Here is a 25,587-nt window from a genome sequence, read left to right as displayed (position 1 = left end):
GTTGAGCTCGGTATTCACCGAGCTCTGATAAAAATTTAACCAAATAGACGCTGGTCGTTATCTTCGCGCTCATTAATCACAATGGTCTGCGCACGTTTGAAAAAGTTAAAATCGGTTGCGGTTGCACTGGTGTATGCCCCCATCATGCGACCGATAACCAAGTCACCGTTCTCAAGCTTCGGTAACATGACGTTTTCTGCAATGACATCAATGCTGTCGCAAGTTGGGCCAGACAATACACTAGGGTAGTGTTCTCTGTCATGGTTCAACGTTACCAGTGGGTATTGCGCATCGTCAAACATCAAACCACTAAAAGAACCATAAATACCATCGTCTAGGTAGTACCACATTTGTCCTTCACGCTCTGCTTGTCCCATTACTGACGCAACACTGGTTACAGCGGCTGCGACGATAAAGCGGCCTGGCTCTGCAATAACGTGGACGGTTTCAGGCAGTTCATTAAGCGCTTCGTTAATTGGTACACAGAAGTCCGCGATTGGCATGGCTTGTTCTGTATACGTCACAGGGAATCCACCACCAATATCCAATGTGCTTAGCGCTGGCAAACCGCGTTCAACGACTTCAGCCATGACTTGTTTACAAGTACGAATCGCGTCCACGTATTTTTGTGGGTTCATCGTTTGAGAACCGACATGGAATGACAATCCTTTGATGCGAATATTCCACGCTTGAGCCGTTTCAATAATGTTTAATGCTTGCTCAGGCGCACAACCGAACTTTTTCGACAGATCGGCGAATACGTCAGAGTTGCGAAAACTCAGGCGAACAAGCAGCTCGACTTCATCTCGGTACGCTTTGAATTTCTCTAGCTCGTTCAAGTTGTCGACAACAAACACATTGCAGCCATAAGCCAATGCATCGCGAATATCACGATCACGTTTGATAGGGTGCGTGTGAATGGTGCGTTCAGCAGGTACGCCTTGTTGTTTTACCAAGTCAACTTCGCCCGAAGTCGCCAAATCAAAACTTGCGCCTTCTTCCAATAGTGTTTTCACTACCGTCGGATGGGGCAGTGGTTTTAGGGCAAAGTGCAGAGTCACGTTCGGCAGTGCTTGGTTCAGTGCTCTGTATTGTTGGCGAACGATATCGCAGTCGAGCATAAGCAATGGTGCGCCAAACTGCTCAACAGAGGTTTGAATAAGATTGACTGTCTCCGCAGGTAATGCTGGAGAAGAGAAAGATTGAAAACCAAGTACAGACGCAGAATGAGCCATAGCAAACCTCCAAAGTTAAGTAGCACTTTTCATGGATGATGTGATGAAAAGTGGAGCGTCAATAAAAGCGGGTTACCGCCATCAAAGAAACTCTTGGATAGTTGCTCTATCGCCTTGCCACAAAACTGCTGTGATGTACTCGGATTGGCTATCATCAAGAAGCAGCGTGATATTAAGGTCATCTATTTTTGTGCGCAATAAAAAATGCAGCAAAGAAAGAAGAAGTTTTTTATCGTAAAGATTAGGTTTTTTGATGATAAATTTGTGTTCTAAAATCACACACGGCTCAACAAAATGAGCCGTGTGTGATGTCGATGGTTGAACTCAGCGACCTAAAGGTCCGAAGTCGGCGTGTTAAGCCTGCACACCGTCTGAGTTTTTAGGATCTGGGCCATATTGATTGTTGCCTGATTCACCGTCTGTTGCAGCAAATACCAGCAGAACAATTAAACCAATAAAAGGAATAAATCCAATCAGTGCCCACCATCCTGTACGACCAATGTCATGCAATCGGCGAACGGTGAGGGCAATACTCGGAATCAATACCGCTAAACCATAAAGACCACCGATGATAGTTGTGCCTAGTAAGCCGTCAACAATGCCAAGTGCCAAAGAGATAAGTAGGTTGAATAAAAAGAACATCCAATACTCTTTTCTTCGCGCTCGTCCATTAAAAACGGCGTATTTCTTTAATACACTGATATACCAATCCATTTGTTTTTCCTTGTCATGATCATAAAGTCGATAACGAATCCCCAATAACGTCAAGGTGTAGAAAGAACGATTAGTAAATCAACACCTTGACGGTTTTTGGATATTACATTCATTATGACACAGTGTGAATAACCATGCCGTAGATCGCACTCGACAACGTAAAAGACGAAACGTGTTTTTATGATCTCAGTGTCTGTTTTGCTCTCTAGGGTCTGTTGACGTTTCGTGGTTAAATTTTGTTCGAGATAAAAGCGTTTTAATCGCGGCGAGAGGTTTGTAGCCTAGTCATTCTAAGCAAAACACCTCTCAACAAAGAGTAAAACGCTTTTAGCCGAACCCTTCGGGCAGCGTTTGTGGCTCCTTTCTACTGCGTTATCGGCTTATCAGGTAGGGCAACTACATTTCAAAGCCTCTGCCTTGTATAAAGAATCCACAAACTGCTGCAAAAATCATCTCGAAACGTCAACAGACCCTAGGTTGGCTTTACATCTGAGTGTTGGCCGATAGAAAGCTGGAAAAGGCTTGCCAAGATTTTTCATCCGCGTCTTTACGATAGCGGTCGGATCCCCAAACGGTAAACGCGTGAGGGGCACCACCATAGGTGATCATTTCATGCGGGATCTTGGTTTCTTCCAACTCTGAAGCCAGCTGGGCGAAGTCTGCCATAGTAATGGCTGTGTCAGCGGTGCCATGTAGAATTAACAGCGGAGATGTCGTCTTTGAATAGTCTTGTCCGTCTGGTGTGCTAAGACCGCCATGAAAGGTGACAAAGCCACGTGCGTTCATCCCAGCGCGGGCGGATTCCAGCACTGCTGCGCCGCCAAAGCAATAACCCATGACCACGGTGTTGTCTAAATTCCCGCCCAGTTTACTGGCTTCTACTAGGCTTGCATTCATCAAGCTTCTAAGTTTGTTTCTGTCTTTATAAAGCTCACCCGTATGTTGTCTTTTGTCTTCAACTTTGGTCGGTCTTACGCCTTTACCGAAGAGATCGGCAGCGAAAACGTTGTAGCCCATTTTATTGAGCATTTCTGCCCGTTTTTGTTCATAGTCGGTCAAACCGTCCCAATCGTGGATGAGTAATACTAGTGGGGCTTTATCATCGACTTTGGCCCAATAACCTTCGTAAGCCTCACCATCGACTTGGTAAGTTATGTTTTGTCCAGCAAGGACTGACGCGCTACCGAGCGTCGCGAGAACTGCCAATCCAACATGTTTCATTTTCATACTCATTCCTTTTTGTATTACTTTGCAGGGTACTCTCGAAGCTTAGTACATGCTCAGAAAGGGATAAAAATAATGATGAGCAGTTTTGTTACGGATGTTGTCGAAAAAAAAGGCGACACACGGTCGCCTTCCATTTCATTGTTGGTATTGTCATGCGGTAATTAACGCCGATAGTACAACGAAATAAGATTGCCATTGAGTTCTTGAACACTGAATGGAATTTCGTAAATATCGCTCAATACCGCTTCATCAATCACTTCGTTTACGCTGCCTGCTTTGATCACTTCACCCAGTTTCATCGCGACGATATGGTCTGAATAACAGGACGCGAAGTTGATATCATGAATCACAATTACGACGGCTTTATTATTGCGTTCAGCGAGTTTTTGCAACGTGCTCATGATGTCGACCGAGTGTTTAATATCGAGGTTGTTCAGAGGTTCATCTAAGAAAATATAGTCCGTGTCTTGGGCGACTACCATGGCGATAAATGCCATTTGACGCTGGCCACCAGAAAGCTGGTCAATAAAACGATCGTGTAAGTGATCAATCTCTAGTTGCTGCATGGACTCATTGATAATGCGATTATCCTCTTCGGTCAAACGACCTTGCGAATAGGGGAATCGTCCAAACGCCACCAAGTCCCGCACGGTAAAACGCATATTGATGTTGTTGGACTGACGCAAAACAGACAGACGTTTGGCGAGGTCTTCTGTGTCCCACTGGTCTAGCGGTTTGTCGCCGATCACGACCGTACCTGCATCGCTCTCTGTCAGACGACTTGCCATCGAAAGCAGGGTACTTTTCCCGGCACCATTAGGACCGATTATACTGGTGACTTTTCCAAGAGGAAAAAGGGCATCCGCATTTTTTACCACGTATTTTTCATTGTATTGTTTACTTAAACCTTGAATACGGATCATGAGATACACCTTTAATCGAATTTATTTTTCATAAGAAGCAGTAAGAAATAGCCGCCACCAACAAAGTTGATGATAACGCTGATGGTCGTGTCGAAGTCGAATAGGTTTTCAACCACCCATTGCCCACCGGAGAGCAACACAACAGACAGGATAGAGCTGGCAACTAGAAGTAATCGGTGTGAGTAGCTGGTAAATACTTGACGGGTTAACGCGACTACAATAAGCCCAAAAAATAAGATGGGGCCTACCAGCGCGGTGGAAATCGACACCATTAACGTGATGATAAACATTACCTGCATGGTCAGTTTGTGGGTATTGATACCCAAGCTTTTAGCGTTATCAACGCCGAGCCACATCACATCCAATGTGTTGGCGATTTTGGTTAAATAAGCACCACAGAGGAGTAAGGGGATGATGCACCAATACACCAGCTCATCATTGATGTTGTTGAAACTGGCAAACATAGAGCCCTGAATAAAATTGAACTCGTCTGGGTCAATGACCATCGTGAAAAAGCCTGTAATGCTGCTAAACAAACTGCTTAACACAATACCAATCAGTAACAAGGTAAAGATGTTTCGTTGTCGACCTCGAAAGTAAAAGCTGAATAATGTCATGGCACACAGAATCATAATGCCAGTCGATAAGAGAAAGTTGATCTTGGTGTTGATGACCAAAGCACTCATTCCACCAAACACAGCAACCAACATAACCTGAATCATGACATACAGGGAGTCAAAGCCCAATATGGAAGGCGTTAGTATACGGTTGTTGGTGATGGTCTGAAATATTAACGATGAAGAAGCAATCGCCATCGCTGCGAGTACAATCGCTAATACTTTGGGAATGCGACGCGACAAGAAAAACTGATAGTTATCTGGTGTTAAACCTTTACCGATAAATACGGCACAAATCAGTGTTGCGGCCACTGCGAGCAGAATGACTTTCATGGAATCACGCATTCTTTTTGTCTCTCAATATCAGATAAATGAAAACCGAGCCGCCCAAAATACTGATGATCATCGATATTGGAATTTCATAAGGGAAAATAATTAGGCGGCCTAAAATGTCGCAAGTTAGGACTAAAATGACGCCCGCGTACGCAGTCCAAGGAAGGTTGCGTCGCATGTTGTCCCCAATAAAGATCGACACTACGTTAGGCACAATAAGTCCAAGAAATGGGATCATTCCAACAATCATGACGACGGATGAAGACAAAACGGCCACCAAAATAACACCAATGAAGACGATACGCTGGTAGTTCAAACCGATGTTTTTGGCAAAGCTTTCACCAATGCTTGCAGCGCTGAAGCGATTGGCATAAGCGTAAGCAAGTACGGATATGGGGAGCGCTAAGTATAAGAACTCGTAATTACCTCGCAGAACTGAGGCAAAATTCGCTACGGTCCAGGAGCCCAGCGTTTGGACAAGATCGTATTTGTAGGCAATGAAGGTGGTCATGGAAGACACCACATTGCCATACATGATGCCAATGAGTGGAACAAGTACTGCGTTCTTGAACTTTAGATGTTGGAGAAATCGAACAAAAATAAGTGTTCCGAGTACGGAGAAACCAAAGATGGTGAACAGATGGACCCAACTGCTCATATCCGCAAAAAATATCAACGCAATGATGTAGCCAAACATTGCCCAGTCCACAGTTCCGGTGGTTGAAGGGGCGGCAAAGCGGTTTTGGACAATTTGTTGCATGATCAAGCCGGCAATGCTCAAGCCTGCACCTGCTAACACTATGGCGATCAAACGAGGCAGACGGCTGACGATAAGAATGTTTAGGCTCTGGCTGTCACCAGCCAATATCTGTGGCAGAGATATATTTGCGACTCCGACTAACAGAGATGTGCAGCCGAGAGTCAAAAGCAAAATGGACGCTAGGATATGGTGTAATTTCATTGTGAAGATACGACTATATAAATACAACAATGACCTTTCACGCCATAAGCGGAAAGGCCATGCTTTATCGGGTGATTAACGTGGATTATTTAGTTAACAGCGACTTGGTTGAGATCTTGAATCATGGTTTGAGTGGATTGGTAGCCACCTGCGGTTAAGTACCAAGCGGCTGGATCAACAAACATGACTCGATCGTTTTTTGCAGCTGGAGTCGACTTTACGAGCGCATTGTCAAACAAGGCTTTTGCTTTGCCATTGCTTTGACCAATGGCTTGCTCACGATCAAGCACCAATAAGACCTCAGGTTGCGCATCAGCAATGTACTCAAACGAGATCAAATTGCCGTGTCTTCCTGGGGTTGCCTTCACGTTCTGAGATGTTGAGGGTTTAAAGCCTGCCTCATCATACACAAATGAGAAGCGACTGTTGGCACCGAACATGGCAAGGTTGTTGCCGCTATTAGTGACAGTCAATGTTCGAGGAGCATGTTTAGCTACCTTAGTATGCAGCGTATCAATCTGACCTTGGACCTGCTCAATAAGTTGATTGGCACGATCTTGTTTATGGAAAATTTCACCTAGCGTACGCCAATTTTTCTGTGTGGTTTGCCAGTAATCCCCCGTATCGATTTGGAACATATAAGTGGGAGCAATTTGCTTCAAATCGTCGTAGCTTTCTGCGACTCGAGGCTCTGCGATGATCAAGTCTGGCTTAAGGTTAAAGAGCGTTTCGAAGTTCACTTCTTTCACAGTGCCAGTATTTACAACCGAATCGTTATCATATTTTTTTAATGTCTGTGGCAACAGTGTCTTTGGTAAACCAACAGGCGTGATACCTAGCGCATCAATATAATCCAGACTGCCATAGCCAAGTACAACAACACGCTTCGGTACGTCATTTATTTCTACAGAGCCTAAGCTGTGTTCGTAGGTTTTTGCGCTTGCCCCAATAGGCACTAAAGCAAGTAACAACATGCCTGTTGCTACGCGAAGAGAGGTTTTACCAAACATGGTGACTCCTAAAACGGTTCATATCATCAGTCATCGAGTGAAAGACACCGAAACCAAAGCTAAGCACGAGATGACCTGACAGGCGTTAGTTATATTTAATTGGCAATAAAAATAAGAATGATTATTGATTGCATATACGTTAGCAGATAGTCTATATGCAGCAATAAAATTATTAGAATAATGGGTATGCAAAAAGTGAATTTAGCTCAGGTGGACTTAAGCTTACTGTTTATCCTCAAAAACTTACTTGAGGAAAAGCATGTGTCCAATACTGCCGTTTTGCTGAACATGAGTCAGCCATCGGTCAGTCGCTCTTTACAAAAGTTACGCAATTTATTTCATGATGAGTTATTAGTTCGTACGGCACATGGGTACGAATTAACGCCTAAAGCGGAAATGATCAAGCAGGATTTGAATGCGGTACTGACGGGGTTGGAAAAGCTGATGTATGGTCAGTCTTTTGTGCCAGAAAAGAGTCAGGGAACCATCCGATTTTATGGTTTGGCTCCTCAGGTCAATATGCTCTTGCCCAGAGTCGTGGCTCGTATTCGTGAAAAGGCGCCCAACATGACCGTCGATATTGACTCAACGCCAAAACGGCACTTTGAGGCACTAGTGACAGGAGATGTCCACTTTGTTCTTTCAACCTCGGAGCCAAATAGTTCGGAACAAAACTTATATCGAATGAAGATCGCCCATCGAGATTATCGGTTTCTCATGTCTGAATCTCATCCACTGGCTGAGGTAGAAGAACTCACCGTTGAGATGTTGCTTGAATGCGATTTTGGGCAAATCTCGCTCGAGGGTGGGAAGCAGTTGTCTATCTATAATCGCTTTGTAGAATTAGGCGTCGTGGATAAACAACGCAAACTATCCATCCCTATTCAGTTATCGAACTTTAACGCCGCTCCTGCTATTGCAGAGCACTCAAATGTGATTTTTCATCTTCCTACTCCATTCGCTAAGGAATCGTGTCAGGGGCGGAAACTGATCACAAAAGCGGTGCCAAAAGCGATTCGGTTGGATAGCGAGTCTGTCTATTTGTATTGGCATAAGCGTTATCATAATGACCCAATGTGTCAGTGGGTTAAGTCGTTATTTAAGGACATCAATGGTGCAGAAAACCTCGAGTGTTAGACTTATCCCCTAATTTATCGTCACTTAGATATCGTACTTTTGGCTTCGACGGCAGTGTGGGTGGCTGCTGAAACGCTAAAACCGCGTAAAATGTTCAGTAATGTAATCACGGTAAACAGTGCAATGACGAGCGAAAGGTGCCATGCCTCACTTAGCCCTAATTGAACCAAAGTTAAACTGACAACTGCTGACACCACCATCTGCCCTCCGCCTGACATCGCTGCTGCTGTGCCTGCTTGATCTTTATAGGGTTGCATGACCAAAGCCTGAGCGCATGGCAATGCAATACCATTACCTAAGATCATCAACAGCTGTCCAATCATCAAATACAAAGGATCTAATGGGCAAAAGAATAACCATAATGCAGCGCTAAGATGCAAGATAGGTGTACAGAGTAACATCTTCTTATTGCCAATGATGGGGCGGACGCGATTGCAAGTGATTGTGCCTCCCAACATCCCGAGAGCGGGAATCAGTGCCCACATCGCGTATTCATCGGACGTCATACCAATTTGGTCTTGCATGATAAACGGCATGACAGAGACCGTAGTAATCATCAAACTGAAGTTTAACCAACTGATACTGGCAAAGCTCATAAAGTAACGTGAACAGAGCAAATCACGATACTGCCCCAACATTTTTTTGGGGGAAGGTAACGTCGTTTTTTGTGGAATGGTTTCTTTAAAATGCAGTGCAATAACAACCCACGCGAGTGCTACATAGCCAAATAGCGAGATAAACACCATGCTCCAACCAAAATGGAAGTTGATAAAACCGCCAATGACTGGGGCCATGACGGGAGTAATCGACGCCGCCATTGCGATATAAGACATCGCAACCGGAAGCGCACTTCCATTAAATTGATCTCTGGTCGAAGCCCTTGCTAATACAGCACAGCAGCCCGTTCCAAGCCCTTGAAGAAAACGGCCTAGCACCATGCCAGTAAAGGTTTGGCTGAAAAAGATGATCATTAACAGTCCCGACATCGCAATCAATAAGCCTGTTTGCAGCACTTTTTTTCGTCCTAATGCATCGGATACGGGTCCATAAATAAATTGAGAAGGGCCAAAACCGAGCAAGTAAACACTGACTAACAACTGAGCTTTATCAAGAGTAATCGAGAAATCTTTTGCTATCCAAGGCAAAGAGGGCATGACCAGCCCCATACTCAGCTGGCCAATACTAATGATGAGACATGCGAGCAAAATCGCTCGGAAGTTAATGGCATGCTTCATGATGATTCACCATCGGAAAGGCCTGCATTCCCACGGGTTCGCAGTCCTCCCTCATCATCAAATTCATTCAGTTTCGCTTTGATCCGCTTGACGGTCGACAAGCTCACCTCACACTGCTCAGCAACGCTCTGCAGCGTATTTCCATCAAGTAAAAGTGTGGCGATTTGCTGATGTTTCGCTGTGTTGGCAGGACGCCCCCGAAACTTTTTCTTCCACATTTCGGGTTGGTCTTTGATCGCTTTTCGGCCTTGTTCTGCTGCGAATAAACGGTGTTGGATTTGAACTTTACTGTAGCCAGATAGGACGGTAAGTAAGGTTTGCGTTTGGACCGAGTTAGATTCGAATGTTAAAGGTTCACAAACTGTTTTTAGTGCAACGCCTTTGTCCAGCAGCAAGTTGATGGTCGCGAGTGCTTGACTGAAATCCCGGCCAAATACCGTCAGCCACCAGACGATGACAGTATCCCCCGTTTTAACGGTGTTGAGTAATTGTTGAAAGGCTTGTCTCTCGGTAGGTGGCAGGCATCCTTGAACTTTGTCCTCAAAATGTCGGGCATTAGGGGCAATGGCTTGCAGTGACGCTAGGTGATCACAGTAGGCTCGATTTTTTGGTGAATAGCGAGTGTAAAGGTAAGTCGTCATGATCCTTTGCCAGAGAGTTGGTTCATATGATGTATTGGCTCATAAATATACAGGGGTTCATTATTTACCGCAACACCAAATGAGCTTTAAAGGTGTTTAGCTCAATCACTCATTTAGAGGCTAATAGCAGGGGCTATAACTAAAAAACCGATGCACGGAGGCATCGGTTTTACTACTTTTTGTCAAACAAGTGGCTGACATCAAAGGTTTATTCTTTACTAAGATGTTTTGGACTTGGTTTTTTTAAGACCTGCCTGAGCTTTTTTTGATTGAGATGAAGTTTGCGCTTCTGGTTCGAAGTGCAATATTGCCATGGATGATGGAGACAGCAGCACTTCACCTTCGGCATGGCCTGGGTTTACATTGCGCACGTTGGTATCACAAATGGTTATCCAGTTTTGTTTGCGATCATTTGGGAGCTTAAAGCGTGCGGTGGCGTTGGTTTGGTTGATCAAATACACCAACTCTTGTCCATCTTTACCAATTCCCAGGTGTAGTGCAACAGAGCTTAAACGGTTCCAGTCGTCATGTTCCATTAAGTGGCCATCGGTTCGTCGCCAGAAAATACGGTTATTATTGCGATTTTCACCACTGAAAGAACGGATAAATGGCACCATGTACTGGCTTCGGTTTGCCACCATTTGTGCCATCCACGTTTTAAAATGTTGTTTTCTCTCGGTTTCGCTCCAGTCTAACCAACTGGTCTCGTTATCTTGGCAGTAGGCATTGTTATTACCACCTTGAGAGTGCGAAAGAATATCAGCAGTCAAAATATGGGGAATACCAAAGGCAAACAGTAGGCTAGCGATAAGGTTACGCTTTTGCTTTTCACGCGTAGCAATGATCATTAGATTTTCAGTTGGGCCTTCCACACCATAATTTTCTGAGCGGTTATCTCCATGCCCATCGCGATTGTCTTCACCATTGGCTTCATTGTGTTTGTGTTTGTAAGACACTAAGTCTTGCAAGGTGAAGCCGTCATGGTAGGTGATATAGTTAACCGTCAATTTGTATGGCCAATTTGCTGCACTGTATATATCGCGTGAACCCATCAAGCGAGTGGCGAATTCTTTCAAATAGCCGTTATCACCTCGCCAAAAGCTACGCGCAATATCACGCAGTTTATCGTTGCACTCATTCCAGCCAAACGGGAAATTACCAACTTGGTAGCCATTCGGGCCAATATCCCAAGGTTCGGCAATTAACTTGGTTTCGCGTAAGACAGGGTCTTGTGCAACGGCTTTGAAAAACGCCGATTCTGGATTGTAATCGTCACCTTGGCGTCCAAGGGTTGCGGCCAAGTCAAACCGGAAACCGTCCACCTTAAACTCGCTTACCCAGTATCGTAACGTGTCCATGACAAGGTTAAGTGCGGGCTGATAGGTAAGGTCAACCGTGTTACCACAGCCGGTATAGTTCGCAAAGTGCGTACCGTGTTTGATATAGAAGCGTGAATCTAGCGCTTTGAGGTTAAAAATGATCGGGCCTTCGCCACCTTCCGCCGTGTGGTTGTACACCACGTCAAGTATCACCTCTATGCCGTGTTTGTGCAGTTCTCGAATGGTGGTTTTAAGTTCTGTCACCGCATCGTCTTGCGCATAGCGTGGATCTGGGACCATAAACAGATAGGGATTGTAGCCCCAATAGTTCACCTTCTCCATCTCCAGAAGGTGAGGTTCATGCATACAAGCTGCAACCGGTAACAATTGTAAGGTGTTAATGTTTTGTCGTTTATAAAACGCCAGCATTTCTGGTGATGCTAATCCCAGGTACTTTCCTTTAAGATCATCGCCGACACTTGGATGCTGTTTTGTAAGTCCCTTAACGTGGGTTTCAAATAGCACCATTTCTTCTCTTGGAATCCTTGGATGTTTGGTGTCCTGCCAATCGAAACTATCATCCACCACTATACACTTCGGCATATCGAAGCTTTTACTCGGGCTGTAAGGCGGAGTGTAATGCAGTACTTTATCAATCGACTTGGCATAAGGATCCGAGACCAGCAGAGGCTCATCTTGGTGAGAAACAACATAACCGTATTTCTGCCCCGGTTTAATATCAGCGATGAATGTATGCCGTATGCCTGCGTACTCATTTGGTAAGTCGTGCAGTGCATAGCTGTCGTCTTCGGCAAACAGTGCCAGCTTAATGTCTTTGTTCTCTGGCGCGTAGATTGAGAAGTTACACCCTTCTTTAGCTACCGTCGCACCCAGAGGGTAAGGGAGAGATTTTAGTTGTGTCATCGGCGATTCTTTATATAAATATTATTACGACCTTTGGAAACTATAAGTTAAAAACTTTGTCTTAATAAGGTCAACCACCTAACAATATAAATATTACTGTAATTTAATTACTTTTTATTGCGACTTTGAGACAGATTTTTGAAACGGGTATCACTTTGTAGCCATTTACGGCCGAAGAAACTTACTAACTCCTCCCTAGAACTTTGAGATAACTCGTAAAAACACCATGCGGTAAAATCCCTCCTCCCTTCTCATCCCCCCTAAATAGTTTTAGGGTGGAGGAAGTCATATTTTTACGCCTCAGGTAGATTCTTAACTGTTGAAACAAAACGGGGATACATTCCCATCTTACCTCTCTTTCTCTTGGTGAATTTTTACTGCCTATATTCGCTGAGAGAAAGAAAGGAAAGACAAAAAATTATAAATACCCTTAATGGAGTTAAGAATGAAAAAAGTAAGTATGATTGCTGCAGCAGTGGCTGCCTCTTTAGCTGCTGGTTCTGCATTCGCAGTAGATTTTCATGGTTACATGCGTGCTGGTGTAGGTGTAAGCGGTGATGGTGGCCAACAAGTTACATTTGAAAAACAAAAAGTTGGTCGTTTAGGTAACGAAGGCGATATCTACGGTGAAGTTCAACTTGGTCAAGAAGTTTACAACAACAACGGTAAAACCTTCTATGTCGACTCTATGGTTGCCATGACTTCAAACGGTTCAAACGACTGGGAAAGTACTTCAACGAACTGTGGTGTTACTACTGATACTAATGGCGCAGTGGATGGCGTTGATTGTGTTGATGATGCACAATTCGCGCTACGTCAATTTAACGTTCAAGCGAAAGGTCTGCTGAACTTTGCTCCTGAAGCAACACTTTGGGCTGGTAAGCGTTTCTACCAACGTCACGATATCCATATCTCGGACTTCTACTACTGGAATATCTCTGGCGCAGGTGCGGGTATTGAAGGTATCGAAGCGGGCCCTGGTAAACTTTCTTTTGCGTGGGTACGTAATGACCGTAATGACAATGGAGGAACACCAGACGCAGGCAATGATGGTAAAGCAGCAAACGTTAACACATTAGACCTACGTTATGCAGGCATTCCGCTATGGAGTAATGCTTCTCTTGAAACGGGTCTGGACTACGCCATCGTAAACGAAACTGAAGATGCTTCAAATGCAGCTAAAGATGCGAAAAACGGCGTGATGTTCACTGCTGAGTTAACTCAAGGTCTAGACTCTGGCTTTAACAAAACTGTATTCCAATACGGTACAGAAGGTTACTCTAAAGCGTTCGCATTCTACGGCGATGGTAGCTGGTACGGTGCAGAAGCAAACGATGGTGCAGACGGTTACCGTATCATCAACTGGGGTGTAATCGGTCTTGGCGATAACTGGGAACTTGGTCACCAATTAGTATACGGTGTTGGTAACGACATGTGGGATGGCCAAGATAAGTGGGAAACCATGTCTGCTGTCGTACGCCCTGTATTCAAATGGGATGACAATAACAAGACAATCTTCGAAGCGGGCTATGCGATTGACGATGACGACGGTGACGAGAACAAGTTTGGTAAGATGACCGTTGCGCAAGCTTGGTCTGCAGGGTCTAGCTTCTGGGCGCGTCCTGAAATACGCCTATACGCGACTTACCTAACGGCTGATAAAGCGGACAATAGTAATTCTTTTGACGGTGGTCGTTCAGACGATACATTCCAATTTGGTGTACAAGCAGAAGCTTGGTGGTAATCATTTGACCATTAGGTCCTAAATTGTCCTAGAATGATACAGCCAGAACTTATCTGGCTGTATTTATTTAAAAAACAATTAAATTCGAGGTAGACAGTAATGAGAAAATGGCTTGCTCCCGTACTGCTAGGTATGTTGGCAACTGGTTGTGCGTCTGTAGAACAAGTAGAGATGGCCCCAAGTGATCAGCAACAGGTGATTACCCAGTCTGATGATATTCAATGGGTGCCGCTTGATGTGCCAGTGGTTACTGATTTTGCTTTGACTAATAAAAGCCAAATGCTACTGGATGGTAGTAGCGCAGGCGCTATCGCAGCATTTGCACTTCCGGGAAACCGTGGCAGTCTCGATTTGCAACTAGAGACATTCGTTAGCACAGACCTTCAGTTTTACGCGCCTAATGTAATTGTGGTAAACGCAGATGGGAAAACCGTTTACTCAGCAGATTTTTCTCAGTTTGAGTACGTTCCAGCCAAAATGCTAGATAACGATAAATTTGTTCTGAATCTGAATATTATTCCTGATACAAGTGGGGAAGACCTTCACGTATTGATTTACACAACTTCAGATGATTTAAAAGGAAGTACTCAGATTCTGCACCCTGCTAAAGCTTATGCGTTAGCGCGTCATACTCAGCCACCTGATATTGCCGATCCGCAAGCGAAACACAGTCCACTTGGTCAGTTCCGTTTATCTGTATCTGCAAATGACATCGTGACGACGAAGATTGTCGCTAAAAACGATAATATTCCTGAAGGCGCAGAATTAACAGGTTACTACCACCGCGCTATTGAAAGAGCAGTAGCGGAAGACAATATTCCTAAAGCTTTAACTTTACTAGATGAAGCGAAAGCGTTAGATATTAAAGGCGCACAAGAAGTATTTGTTAAAGCAGTAAACAGAAAATAATAGATAGTATATTCATATAAAAAGGTCAGTCTCAAACTGGCCTTTTTTAATTATTATGCGTTCAAAAATAGTTACCCCTACATAGAGTTATCCCATTCACATATTCACTCACATTCCTTTGTCTTTAGTATTGTTTAGATCAATAATTTAATTTGTTAGTCATTTTATCTCGTATGATGAAAATGATAATTTTCTCTGACCTTTGAAACGAGCAAGAAAGCTGTCTTAATTAACTCAGTCTGCATTGAGCTAATTTTATTCTTGTTTATTTTCTGTTGTTAAAATAAAAAAGGAATCACTTCAATATGAATATGATGAAGACTTCAATTGCAGCTGCATTGCTTATCGCTCTTGTTGGTTGCCAATCTACATCTGAACCAGAGCCAACGGTTACGGCTACCAATACAATGTCTGACGCAGAATTGGTGATGTTTATGCAAGCGTGTGACAATCCAGACAGCGTAGAAACGGGACCGATTAAGAAGCCGCTATTTGTTGTCGGATCTTTTTCAGACTCTAACTGGAAGCATGTTCCTCAGCGTCAATATTCTTATAAAGGAAATAACATTTACCAAGCAGTAATACAAGAAAAGTCAGGCTCATTTAAAATGCAGTATGCGACAGAGTTATGGTTCCCACAATTTACTGCAAAGGGTAATCGAATGAATGTCGGTGAATTAACACCATTAACTTTTGGTGGTTATGGTACCGATACGTCAGTGGATATTAAAGAAGACGGGACATATGTTTGGAGTCTGCATTTTGAAGGCGAAGGTAAGCCTCTTCATGTCATGGTAAATAAGTGCCAATAATATTTAGTTGATCTGGCGATAATTTGATTTTTGTGTAATTAGCCCCTGCATGTGAAGTATGTAGGGGCTAATTTCTTTTGGGAGGGATTCATGAGTACAAATTTATATAAATCTTTTTTAGCCTTAGCCATCGCGGGAGTAATAGCGGGTTGTAATTCGTCTGATAGTAATAATGAGAAGGCCTCAACACCCAGTGAGGCCAGTTATGATTGCCAAATTGGTATAGCGGAGCAGAGTAATCAGTTGCGTACTTATCAAATTATGGTGGAGAGCTTTGTCGATGGTGATACCAGTATCGGTCATGGAACGGGATACGGAACCAGCCATCATAATGGTGATTTACAAGGTATTATTGATTCATTGGATTATATTCAAGCATTGGGCATGAACGCGATTTGGCTGACACCGATCTTCGAGTCTGAAGCCATTGCAGGACAAGATCATTGGGCCGATCGTTTGGACGCAACCGGATATTATGCGACAGACTATTTTAAGATTGAACCTCGGTTTGGCGATCTTGAAACGGCGAGAAAGATGGTAGAGGAGGCCCACAAACGTGGATTATATGTCTTTTTTGACGGTGTTTTTGGGCACCATAAAGCGGGGCTAATCAAACCTTCGCCCTCTGGGCTGCTCCCTTCTGGTTCTAACAATCCTGTTGATTACCCAGCGAGTCTCGAGTTTTATAAAGAGGTCGCTACATATTGGATAAACGAACTAAAAATTGATGGCTGGCGCTTAGACCAAGCTTACCAAGTACCAACCGACGCTTGGGCGCAACTGCGTATGGCGGTTGAGCAAGCCTCACAAAGTGTGACCTATATCAACAGGTTAGATGAGCGAGTGCATCCGTTAGGTTACATGGTGGCAGAAATCTGGAAAGGTGAATCAGATATTGCTGATGAGGCTTATGGAACGGAAAGCGAGCCGGCGTTATGTTCTGCTTTTGACTTCCCTATGCGTTACCGCATTGTCGAAACCTTAGCGGTGAATGAAAGTGGCGTAGGCGGTAAAGATGTTGAATGGTTGGACAACGGTTACCTCACACATCAACAATATCCAAGCCACGCCCAACCCAATTTAATGATTGGTAATCACGATCTAGTTCGCTTTGGCGACTTGTTACAGCGTGGTGGGTTAGCTGATGTAAATGATCAAGAATACTGGTTGCGACACAAAGCTGCGTTTGCATTTCAGGCTGCATATAGTGGTCCTATCACGCTTTATTACGGTGACGAGATTGGTGATCAAGTGGCGGATTTTGCAACAAAAGAAGACACGAATACTTGTGCAGTCGCTGGTTTGTGTGATGACCATGTGGCTCGCAGTAGCGCAAAAATTGAAGGCGTGACGGCGACGCTAGATGCAAACCAAGCCGACCTAAAGTCTTATGTACAAGAGTTGATGGCCATGCGTACCGCTCATTCGTCGCTGTATGAAGGATCACGTACTAACTTGTTGGCCAGCAACGGTATTTATGTCGATTTAAAAACATCGGACACCGATCGAGTCGTTTTTGCATTGAATACTCTTGAAAATGCAAGGACCGTTATCCTCACCGAGGGTATGCTCGGGGGGCAGTACTCGCTGGTGGATTTGATGACCAATGAGACGATCTTGTCTAATAACGGCCAGTACCAAATATTGATGTCACCACTGCAAGGAAGGTTCTTTGCAGTGAGCCAATAGTGTCCTACCCGTTAAAGTATGGGTCAAGTGATGCGGTTAGCTTGAAGGAACGCTTGGCTTTTGTCTCTGTGCAAAGTGAGCAAATGAAAAAAAGGGGGGAAGCAATAGCTTCCCCCCTTTTTGGTGCTGTTACATTAATTAGTTTTGTGTAACGGTCACTATTGGTGCAGCTGTATCGGCAGCATTAAAGTGGAAGTGATAGCTTCCGTCTGCAGGGACAGTGATACTAATGTTACCGCTTGAACCACCGGCCTCCATAGTTAATGGCGTGCCAAATTCAATGGCACCTTGCCCACCGAAGTTGGTTGCGTCTGCCCAGTCAGAACTTGCCACTTTCATCTCGAACGTGCCAGCGGTCAGATCGATGTCTAATGAGTAAACGTCGTTGGCTACATAACTAAACTTAGCGGTTTCAAGTGCGCCCCAGTCTGCATCCGTCACGTCTCCGCGTAAGTATAGAGAGGTATCGCCGAAGGTTGGGGCGTCCGCGGATTTGGTTACCGAAACCACAGGCTTTTCGACGCTTTCATCTTGAACATTGAGTGCGTTAAGAATGAAGTTGTATTTGCCTGTTTCAGCTACAGTCAGTGTGCAGTTGTCACCCGTTCCAAGATCAAGAGAGTCACCGGCTTGCTCTGCAGCACTGCAACCAATGTTTGGAACTGACCAGTCAGCATCTGCAAACTTGAACTCATGGTCACCTGCTTCCAGTACACCTGTCACTGAATACATACCGTTGCCAATAAAGGTCATTGCCCAGTCAGAGCTGTCAGCCCAACCGTTCATTGTGCCTTTTACATAAACCACGGTTTCGCCATACGGCGGGATACTTGATACGTCTTTGTTAGAGGTATCGACTGGAAGCCCAGCCCCTTGTGCGCCGGCTTGTGGCTGCACAAATACTGCGGTTGTTAGTGCTGGTACGGTAAAGGTTTCACCAGAGAAGCTTGCCGCTTTCACCACAGAGTCAGCCGAGTTTTTCTGGATGTCATGAAGCTCAAAGCCGCTTGTGCCAGAGATGGTGAACGACTGTTGTTCAGCCGAAGCATTGATCACTGCCACGATCGCATCGTAGTTCGGATCCAAGTCTTGCCCTGCAGAGACCCCGTCATCAATCGTCATTACAATCAGACCAGAGACCTGATTTTGGCCAACGTTGCGGAAGTCCACTCGGTTCATCACTTCTTGAGCCGTATCTAAGCGGAACAGTTCACTGGAGCTACGGATTTTAAGTAACTCTATGAATTGCTGTTTCGTTAACTCGATGTCAGTCGTATCCGGTTTTGATGTACTGTCACTGGTGATCGTTTTGATCAGCGCCCAGTTATCGCCATCTTTATCTTCGCGTGGCAAACCAACGTTCCAGTTGTTGTCACTGCCATCGAAGAACACGCGGTTGAACCAATCGCCAGAGTCGTAGGAATCACGCTGCATCGACTTCGAGCGTAAGAGTTCTGAACCCATGTGAATGAATGGAATACCTTGACCTAACATGACAGTCGAAAGCGATACGTTTTGCATACGAGCTCGCTCAGCTGAGCTAGTGCCCATTGCGATCTTATAGGCATTATTATCCCAAAGGGTTTGGTTATCGTGTTTAGAAACGTACGAGATGTTCTCCGATGGTACTTTCGTGTAGCCAGCAGGTGCACCATTGTAATCGACGTTCTTACCGAGTTTGGTTTCGCCGGTGTAGTCCAGCAGTACATAGTCTGCCAAGTTACCTGCCATACCTAGACGTACGATGTCTTGATTGTGTAGGCGACCGTTCACTGAATCGGCATCCGTTTTAGTTTCTTCGTTCGGGTACGCTGCATTACCAAAACCCTGGTTGTAGCGTAATGAGTGAGAACCATCTGAATCGACACCACCATCAAACGGACCGCCACCGCGTACAGCATCACGCAGACGGTCAGAGAAAGTACCGATCTCTGTACCAGCCATGTTAGGTTGATTAGCTTGATCAAAGCGTGCATTGTTCGCTACTTCACCAAAGTCCCAGCCTTCTCCATAAAATAAGGTATTTGGGTCAATCTTACGGACTTGCTCTAACGCGTAGACCATGACGTCTTTTGGCTGGTGGCCCATTAAGTCAAAGCGGAAGCCATCGACTTTGTAGTCTTGCGCCCAAACTTTCAGTGAGTCCACCATCAACTTGCCCATCATCAAGTTTTCAGTCGCAGTGTTATCACAGCAAGTTGAGGTCTCTACACCACCAGTATTCACATTGAGGCGATGGTAGTATCCCGGAACGATCTTATCCAGAACAGACTTTTCATTGATACCGGATGCGTTGGTGTGATTGTAAACCACGTCCATCACCAGTTTTAGTCCCATTTTGTGAGTCGCTTGAACCATTTCACGGAACTCAATGATTCGCTGAGTGCCATTTGGGTTGGTCGCGTAGCTGCCTTCCGGTACGGTGTAGTGGAATGGGTCATACCCCCAGTTAAAGCTGTCTAAACTGCGCAGATCGTTCATTAGTGCTTGTGCTGATCCTGTTGTGGGATCATAACTGTTGAGCACATCTTCAATCACTCTCGCTTCACCTTCGCTATCACATACGGCTGCGTCTGGCTTAACCGCACATAGCTTGCCAACCGTATCAGTAATATCGACTCGATTATCCGTATTTTCATCTACGGTCGCGATATCAAAGGCAGGCAGAATATGTAAAGTGGTTAAACCTGCGTCTTTTAGTGCTTGTAAGTGAGAAACGGACTCGCGCTCAGGTTCGGTGAGGGCTAAATACTTACCATCGTAAGCGGGTGTACCTTGACGGTCGTTAAAGCTAAAGTCACGAAGATGGGATTCGTACAATACGTGATCTTCATCTTTCGCTAGGGTTGGGCGATCGTAGTTGTTCCAATCTTGCGGCATCAAGCTCGCATCGTTTAGATCAACGACTTGTGAGTAGAGGGAGTTAATCGACAAGCTCAGTGAATATGGGTCAGTGACCATCCGTGTCTCTACCGCGCCCGTTGTAGGATGATAAACCGTCACTTGGTAACGATAGAATTTGTTTACAACGTTACTTTGTGGTTCAGACATCCAAATACCGGTGGTGGTATCTTCCGTCATTGTCACGGTTGACTCTTCTTGTAGGTTATCATCATAGATGACAAGAGATACATCTTGCGCTGTTGGTGCCCACAGCTTAAAGGTTGCCGCACCACCTTCGACGATAGCGCCTAAAGATTGACCCATTGCATTACCGGCATCGGCATCAGCAAAAACGGCATCCAACACGCCCGGTTTCTGGACTTCTGTCGCTGAAATAACATCACCATCAGCATTGTAAGCTACTACCACAATTTGCGATTTTAGGATGGTACGCAGTGTCGCATCATCGACATTGATTTCTGCCGCTTTTAGGCTTGATAGGTGACGGAATCGTGATTTTAATTCTTCGGAAAGCTCGCCGCTCGGAATGAGTTCGATGGCCGTACCACCAGTGAACTGTTTATTTTCGTTCATCGAAATGTCATTGGTCAGGCTATAGTAAAGCTTCAATGAGTCGGCATCACCAGCGGCTTCCCAGGCGATCGTCGTTGCATTTAACCAATGCGCTTTCTGACCATCTACCTCAACTGGACGCTCTTCGATTGGCTCGTAGTAAAGTTCGCTGCTGCCATGGAAACCGAACAGACCTTGAGACGCTCCGACTTTAGTCAATTCAACCTTTGAGTTAGCACTACCGAATGCTTTTTCATCGCCGTTGTGCAAAATAAAGTTCATACATTCGTATGGGTCAGCCGCATCTGGGTCGACCTTCAAGATATAATATGCACCGTAAGTATCGCTAATGCCGTCATAAGGATGAGGCGACGCCCAATCTGTACCACCATTGGCAATCCCCATCGCTTCAAGATCGGTACTTGTACAACCTTCACCGTTCCACAAGTGCAGACCCCAACCATCATAATCACTGGCGGTTGAAGCGGACGCTACGTCTCGTTTGTAATAGACCACCACTTCATTTTCGCCTGCAGGGTACAAACCTGAACTAGGGCTGGTCGTATCGTCGTTAGTGCTGTCACTGCCACAACCGCTGATCACCGCAATGGAGATCAAAGGCAGTACGGTTTTGGCAATCGCTGATAGTTTAAATGTTTTTTTGTCCACGTTTACAAATCCATTTTTATGTAATTGAAATATCGCGTGGTGTATTTCACTGATTAATTCGTGAAATACACCACTAGCTTGTGCGGCAAAATGCCGAAAGGAAATGTTCAACTAGATGCTAATACACAGAATCACCAACAAAATGTGAGGACAAACGCCGAAGTTATTTGCGAAGAAAAAATTTGCCTCACAGTCGATGACGTTCACAAATTCACTACGAAACGCAACACAGATTGAGAGTTGTCGCACATCTCATATTTAAGAACTATGGCGGGAGTAGAGCGGAGGGAGGAGGAAGGAGGAGAGATGCTCAGCCTCAAAAGCGTGACGCATATCTATAAAAATCACGTATATATTTTTAGATGAGAAATAAGTATTGCCAATACTTCAGGTGGGTGGGTATTCAATTCGTTTGTTTGTTACGATTGGTATCAATTTATCGTCATGCTACCCAGCGCTATTTCGCTGCTAAACTTCAGTTTTTTGCCTGACGGTCGATATAATCGTCAAGCGCCGAGGAAAGTCGGTATTGATTTCTGTTTGTATTCCTAAATAAAAAGAGGCGATTTATGAGCGGTATAGGCATTGCTATTGCGGCAACTGGCCTTTCTCTCGTCCTGATATTTGTGTGGATGGCTTCGTTATCCATGCGCAAGCAACGCCTTGAAGCTGAGAGAAAAGCCCGCGAAGCGGTTTATCGAAAGGCGATGAAGAAGGCCCGAGAACAAGAGCGAAAAGAACGTGAGTTTAAAGCGGAAACGGGCCACATCCCAACCATTTTATATCTCGCGAAAGAAGCGGAAAAACGCAATATTAAGCAGGCTCTCTATTGGTATGAAAAAGCCGCTAAACTCGATAATATCACTGGTATGTACAGCATTGTCCGCCTCAGCGAGCGCATGAGGGAGGATATGGTTCTAAAGGAACAAGCGAATTTTTGGCGCATGGCCATTGCTGGAGTGGAAGGCGATGTAGATGCCAGATTTGGTACTGGTAAGGCTTTAGTGTTTGGACGTGGTATAGAGCAAAATACATCTAAAGGGCTTGAGCTGATAGAGTCAGCAGCAGAAGAAGGGTGCGTTGACGCCATGTTATATATGGGAGAATGGCAACTTTCTCCTGAAAATGCAGCAGGCAAAAAAGAAGACGCACTTTACTGGTTTCTAAAAGCGGCGGATAAAGGCAGTATTGCAGGGAAAATTCAACTCGGCCTATGCTATTTAAAAGGCCTTGGAACGGAGAAAAACCTGCTTAAGGGGCGTTATTGGTTAGAGCGTGCAGCTGAATGCGGCAGCGCAGAAGCCATGTACCACGCGGGTGAAGCTTGGCAAGACACCAGTAAAACTGGCAATGCGATTGCTTATATTTGGCTGTTCCTCTCGGCCAGTATGGGATATGAGCCAGCACGTATTTTACGAGACAAAGTGGCAAGTAGCATAGGGGTTGATGTTGTCGTCGGGTTGCAGTCGATCGCGAAACCACTGCAGCGTAAATTAGCTTCAGGCGATGTGAAAAAGCATGGCATTATTCGCGCTTTGAACAAGGTGTACAAACGCCCACCGTATTTTCCAGACAAAGAAAATATTACAGAGTCCGTAGAGGAGACTGATGCAGATAAAGCAGGCATCGATTTATTTGAAGGCGAGCAAGAGAGTCACTTTCAATCGGATACTCAGCTTGCGGAATTTGAACCTCGTGATTCTGAACCAAAGCCAACTCGTTTATCAAAAGAAGCTCTGGACTTCACTCAGAACTTTCTTCAACCCTAGACCCCAGCATCAACCATACCCTTAAAATAATTAAGGGGAGCCAATTGGCTCCCCTTGTTGTTTATATATTCTTGCGATTACGACTGTTCTTTTTGATGTTCAGAGCGGCACACGGCAGCGGTGAAAACAACGTCAGTCGAGCTGTTAAGTGCTGTTTCAGCAGAGTCTTGAATCACACCGATAATAAACCCAACGGCAACCACTTGCATCGCAACGTCGTTAGAGATACCGAACAAACCACACGCGAGAGGGATCAGTAATAGAGATCCACCGGCAACACCAGAAGCGCCACATGCCGATACCGCTGCAACGATACTCAGAAGCAGTGCAGTCAAGATGTCTACTTCAATACCCATAGTATGCACGGCGGCGAGCGTTAACGTGGTGATGGTGATTGCAGCTCCTGCCATGTTAATAGTTGCACCTAGAGGAATAGACACAGAGTAAGTATCTTCATCCAGCTTTAATTTTTCACATAGCGTCATGTTAACTGGGATGTTTGCGGCACTTGAACGAGTGAAGAATGCGGTTACACCACTTTCACGTAGACATTGGAACACAAGCGGGTAAGGGTTTTGCTTAGTTTTGAAGAAGACGATGGCTGGGTTAACAACCAAAGCAATGATTGCCATTGCGCCCAGCAACACTGCCAGTAGGTGAGCGTAGCTTGCTAGGGCGCTGAAACCTGTCGTTGCAAATGTTGCGGATACCAAGCCAAAAATACCAAATGGTGCAAGGCGAATGACGAAACGCACAATGTAAGAGACACTGTGGCTGAGATCTTCAAATACCGCCTTTGTGGTAGCAGATGCATGATGAAGCGCAAGCCCAAGACCTACACCCCAAGCCAGAATACCGATGTAGTTCGCTTCAACAAGAGCGTTAACCGGGTTATCGACTACTTTGAAAAGCAGTGTACGTAAGACCTCTGCAATACCTTGAGGAGGCATTGCACCTTCAGCACCGGTCACAAGCGTCAAAGTGGTTGGGAAAAGGAAGCTTAGAACAACGGCTGATAGGGCCGCAAAAAATGTCCCCATTAGATACAGAGCAACGATTGGGCGCATGTAAGTGTGTTGGTTTTTCTTCTGATTAGCGATAGAAGCCGCAACCAAAATAAAGACTAAGATTGGGGCAATCGCTTTAAGCGCGCCAACAAATAAACTACCAATAAGGCCAGCGCTTTCTGCGTGACTTGGTGAGATTGTCGCAAGCAAAATCCCCAAGACGATACCGACTAGGATTTGAACGACAAGGTTGCCACGAGCATATCGGGCAACGAGACTGTTATGTTGCATACTTCATTCCTGCATGTTGTGCTTTAGTGATTCAGCCAATGGTTACTATCACGCTATAGCAATAGCTGATCTCCCCGAACGACAAAGAGAAAACATCACTGTTAATCACCGAGTTGCATTATTATCAATTAGAGCATTCAACCACTGTATTGTTGAATGCGACATATCTTAACTTCGGAATATTTTGTGTCTAGTTTTTGTTTGTTTTTGGACTAAATGTTTGCTCAATGTTACTAAAATAAGTCTTTTGTGTTGCAAGTTGTTGGCGAATGTGAGTGATACTTTTGAACGTGTGCTTAACCTGCATTCGCTTGGTCTTCCGCTTGTTCATCGACCGTTAGTTTTGATATTGCTTCGACAATTGGAGCAGGGGTCAGCGTATGCGGTACTTTGGTGATGAGTGTGCCATCAGGCTTTAAGAAATAAAAATAAGAGCTGTGGTCCAGCGTGTACCCAAGCTCCGAGCCTTCCAGTTCTGTTTTACGGAAAATAACACCGTATCGGTGAGCAAGAGGTGTTGTCACATCGAGTGGCGCTGAAAGTCCTTCAATCATCGGATGAAAGTAATGGGCATACTTGGCTGACGCGTCGGCTCCGTCTCGTTCAGGATCAAGTGAAATAAACATTGGACGAAACTGAGCTTTTTGCTTGTCATCAATTTGGTTGAGCGCCCCCGCTAACATCGCTAAAGATGTTGGGCATACATCCGGACAACGAGTAAAGCCAAAGTAAACAATTCGAATGCGTGAATCATTGACATCGAAAATATCAACGGGTTGTTGATTTTCACCAAACAGTATCGTTTGCTGATCGGCTTGTTGGATTGCAGCTTGTTTGGAAGCGGAGGTTTGATCGTGTGTTGATACGTTGCTCTGATTGTCTAAATAGCTTTTAACGCCAAAACCCAGTGCGAACGCGGCAACGAGAAAAAGGGACCAATTACGGCTCATTATTTATTCCTTATC

The 25,587-nt window shown here is 44.9% G+C and carries 20 protein-coding genes; 6 read left to right on the top strand and 14 right to left on the bottom strand.

Annotated elements, in window-relative coordinates; translation table 11 throughout:
* Positions 1-35: 35 nt before the first annotated feature.
* From ONE56_RS19360 to ONE56_RS19325, 8 genes are all read right to left on the bottom strand, one after another.
* Positions 36-1,235, bottom strand: coding sequence for a type III PLP-dependent enzyme (locus tag ONE56_RS19360; protein ID WP_331437892.1), 1,200 nt, complete (start codon positions 1,233-1,235; stop codon positions 36-38).
* 81 nt (positions 1,236-1,316) lie between these two features.
* Positions 1,317-1,514 carry a hypothetical protein gene (locus ONE56_RS19355; RefSeq protein ID WP_041155774.1) on the bottom strand — a complete coding sequence of 66 codons (198 nt, stop codon included), beginning with the start codon at positions 1,512-1,514 and terminating at the stop codon, positions 1,317-1,319.
* A gap of 75 nt (positions 1,515-1,589) precedes the next feature.
* Positions 1,590-1,949 (bottom strand): DUF805 domain-containing protein, encoded by a 360-nt coding sequence (locus ONE56_RS19350; protein WP_331437891.1) that lies wholly within the window; start codon positions 1,947-1,949, stop codon positions 1,590-1,592.
* Positions 1,950-2,432: 483 nt separating this feature from the next.
* Positions 2,433-3,155: a dienelactone hydrolase family protein gene (locus ONE56_RS19345; RefSeq protein ID WP_423841159.1), complete on the bottom strand. Its 723-nt coding sequence runs from the start codon at positions 3,153-3,155 to the stop codon at positions 2,433-2,435.
* A 182-nt stretch (positions 3,156-3,337) separates the two neighbouring features.
* Positions 3,338-4,099, bottom strand: coding sequence for an ABC transporter ATP-binding protein (locus ONE56_RS19340; RefSeq protein WP_331438431.1), 762 nt, complete (start codon positions 4,097-4,099; stop codon positions 3,338-3,340).
* Between the two features lie 11 nt (positions 4,100-4,110).
* Positions 4,111-5,061, bottom strand: coding sequence for an iron chelate uptake ABC transporter family permease subunit (locus ONE56_RS19335; protein WP_423840784.1), 951 nt, complete (start codon positions 5,059-5,061; stop codon positions 4,111-4,113).
* Complete coding sequence (locus ONE56_RS19330; RefSeq protein ID WP_331438429.1) at positions 5,054-6,010, bottom strand: ABC transporter permease; 957 nt, start codon at positions 6,008-6,010, stop codon at positions 5,054-5,056. Before ONE56_RS19330 ends, ONE56_RS19335 begins: the two co-directional genes overlap by 8 nt.
* Before the next feature lie 89 nt (positions 6,011-6,099).
* A complete protein-coding gene (locus ONE56_RS19325; RefSeq protein ID WP_423840783.1) occupies positions 6,100-7,020 on the bottom strand; it encodes a siderophore ABC transporter substrate-binding protein in 921 nt (306 codons plus the stop codon).
* Positions 7,021-7,200: 180 nt separating this feature from the next.
* Between ONE56_RS19325 and ONE56_RS19320 the strand changes: the two genes are divergently transcribed.
* Positions 7,201-8,157 carry a LysR family transcriptional regulator gene (locus ONE56_RS19320; protein WP_041155780.1) on the top strand — a complete coding sequence of 319 codons (957 nt, stop codon included), beginning with the start codon at positions 7,201-7,203 and terminating at the stop codon, positions 8,155-8,157.
* A 20-nt stretch (positions 8,158-8,177) separates the two neighbouring features.
* On the opposite strand, the gene ONE56_RS19315 is transcribed toward ONE56_RS19320, so the two are convergent.
* From ONE56_RS19315 to glgX, 3 genes are all read right to left on the bottom strand, one after another.
* Positions 8,178-9,392 carry a multidrug effflux MFS transporter gene (locus ONE56_RS19315; protein ID WP_041155781.1) on the bottom strand — a complete coding sequence of 405 codons (1,215 nt, stop codon included), beginning with the start codon at positions 9,390-9,392 and terminating at the stop codon, positions 8,178-8,180.
* Entirely contained in the window at positions 9,389-10,033 is a 645-nt protein-coding gene (locus ONE56_RS19310) for a recombinase family protein (RefSeq protein ID WP_423840782.1), read from the bottom strand. Before ONE56_RS19310 ends, ONE56_RS19315 begins: the two co-directional genes overlap by 4 nt.
* A gap of 218 nt (positions 10,034-10,251) precedes the next feature.
* On the bottom strand, positions 10,252-12,276 hold the full coding sequence (gene glgX, locus ONE56_RS19305; RefSeq protein WP_041155783.1) for a glycogen debranching protein GlgX: 2,025 nt from the start codon (positions 12,274-12,276) through the stop codon (positions 10,252-10,254).
* Between the two features lie 445 nt (positions 12,277-12,721).
* Between glgX and ONE56_RS19300 the strand changes: the two genes are divergently transcribed.
* The 4 genes from ONE56_RS19300 (at position 12,722) to ONE56_RS19285 (ending at position 17,430) form a co-directional block, all read left to right on the top strand.
* The gene (locus ONE56_RS19300; protein WP_423840781.1) at positions 12,722-14,020 is read left to right on the top strand and encodes a maltoporin; all 1,299 of its coding nucleotides are present in this window, start codon (positions 12,722-12,724) and stop codon (positions 14,018-14,020) included.
* 99 nt (positions 14,021-14,119) lie between these two features.
* Positions 14,120-14,929, top strand: coding sequence for a MalM family protein (locus ONE56_RS19295; RefSeq protein ID WP_041155785.1), 810 nt, complete (start codon positions 14,120-14,122; stop codon positions 14,927-14,929).
* 305 nt (positions 14,930-15,234) lie between these two features.
* The gene (locus tag ONE56_RS19290; RefSeq protein WP_423840780.1) at positions 15,235-15,741 is read left to right on the top strand and encodes a glycosidase; all 507 of its coding nucleotides are present in this window, start codon (positions 15,235-15,237) and stop codon (positions 15,739-15,741) included.
* Between the two features lie 90 nt (positions 15,742-15,831).
* Positions 15,832-17,430: an alpha-amylase family glycosyl hydrolase gene (locus tag ONE56_RS19285; RefSeq protein ID WP_423840779.1), complete on the top strand. Its 1,599-nt coding sequence runs from the start codon at positions 15,832-15,834 to the stop codon at positions 17,428-17,430.
* A gap of 138 nt (positions 17,431-17,568) precedes the next feature.
* Here the strand turns inward: ONE56_RS19285 and pulA are convergent, their stop codons facing one another.
* Positions 17,569-21,555, bottom strand: a complete 3,987-nt coding sequence (pulA, locus tag ONE56_RS19280; RefSeq protein WP_423840778.1) for a pullulanase-type alpha-1,6-glucosidase — start codon at positions 21,553-21,555, stop codon at positions 17,569-17,571.
* Positions 21,556-22,124: 569 nt separating this feature from the next.
* Here pulA and ONE56_RS19275 point away from each other — a divergent pair.
* Positions 22,125-23,324 carry a tetratricopeptide repeat protein gene (locus ONE56_RS19275; protein WP_041155789.1) on the top strand — a complete coding sequence of 400 codons (1,200 nt, stop codon included), beginning with the start codon at positions 22,125-22,127 and terminating at the stop codon, positions 23,322-23,324.
* 77 nt (positions 23,325-23,401) lie between these two features.
* Here ONE56_RS19275 and sstT read toward each other — a convergent pair whose 3' ends face one another.
* On the bottom strand, positions 23,402-24,622 hold the full coding sequence (sstT, locus tag ONE56_RS19270) for a serine/threonine transporter SstT (RefSeq protein ID WP_041155790.1): 1,221 nt from the start codon (positions 24,620-24,622) through the stop codon (positions 23,402-23,404).
* A 296-nt stretch (positions 24,623-24,918) separates the two neighbouring features.
* On the bottom strand, positions 24,919-25,572 hold the full coding sequence (locus tag ONE56_RS19265; protein WP_041155791.1) for an SCO family protein: 654 nt from the start codon (positions 25,570-25,572) through the stop codon (positions 24,919-24,921).
* Positions 25,573-25,587: the final 15 nt, after the last annotated feature.

This window comes from Vibrio mytili (assembly GCF_049563345.1).
Lineage (GTDB): Bacteria > Pseudomonadota > Gammaproteobacteria > Enterobacterales > Vibrionaceae > Vibrio > Vibrio mytili.
Note: the sequence above shows the minus strand (reverse complement) of the source record. Positions and strands in the feature narration are given on the sequence as shown.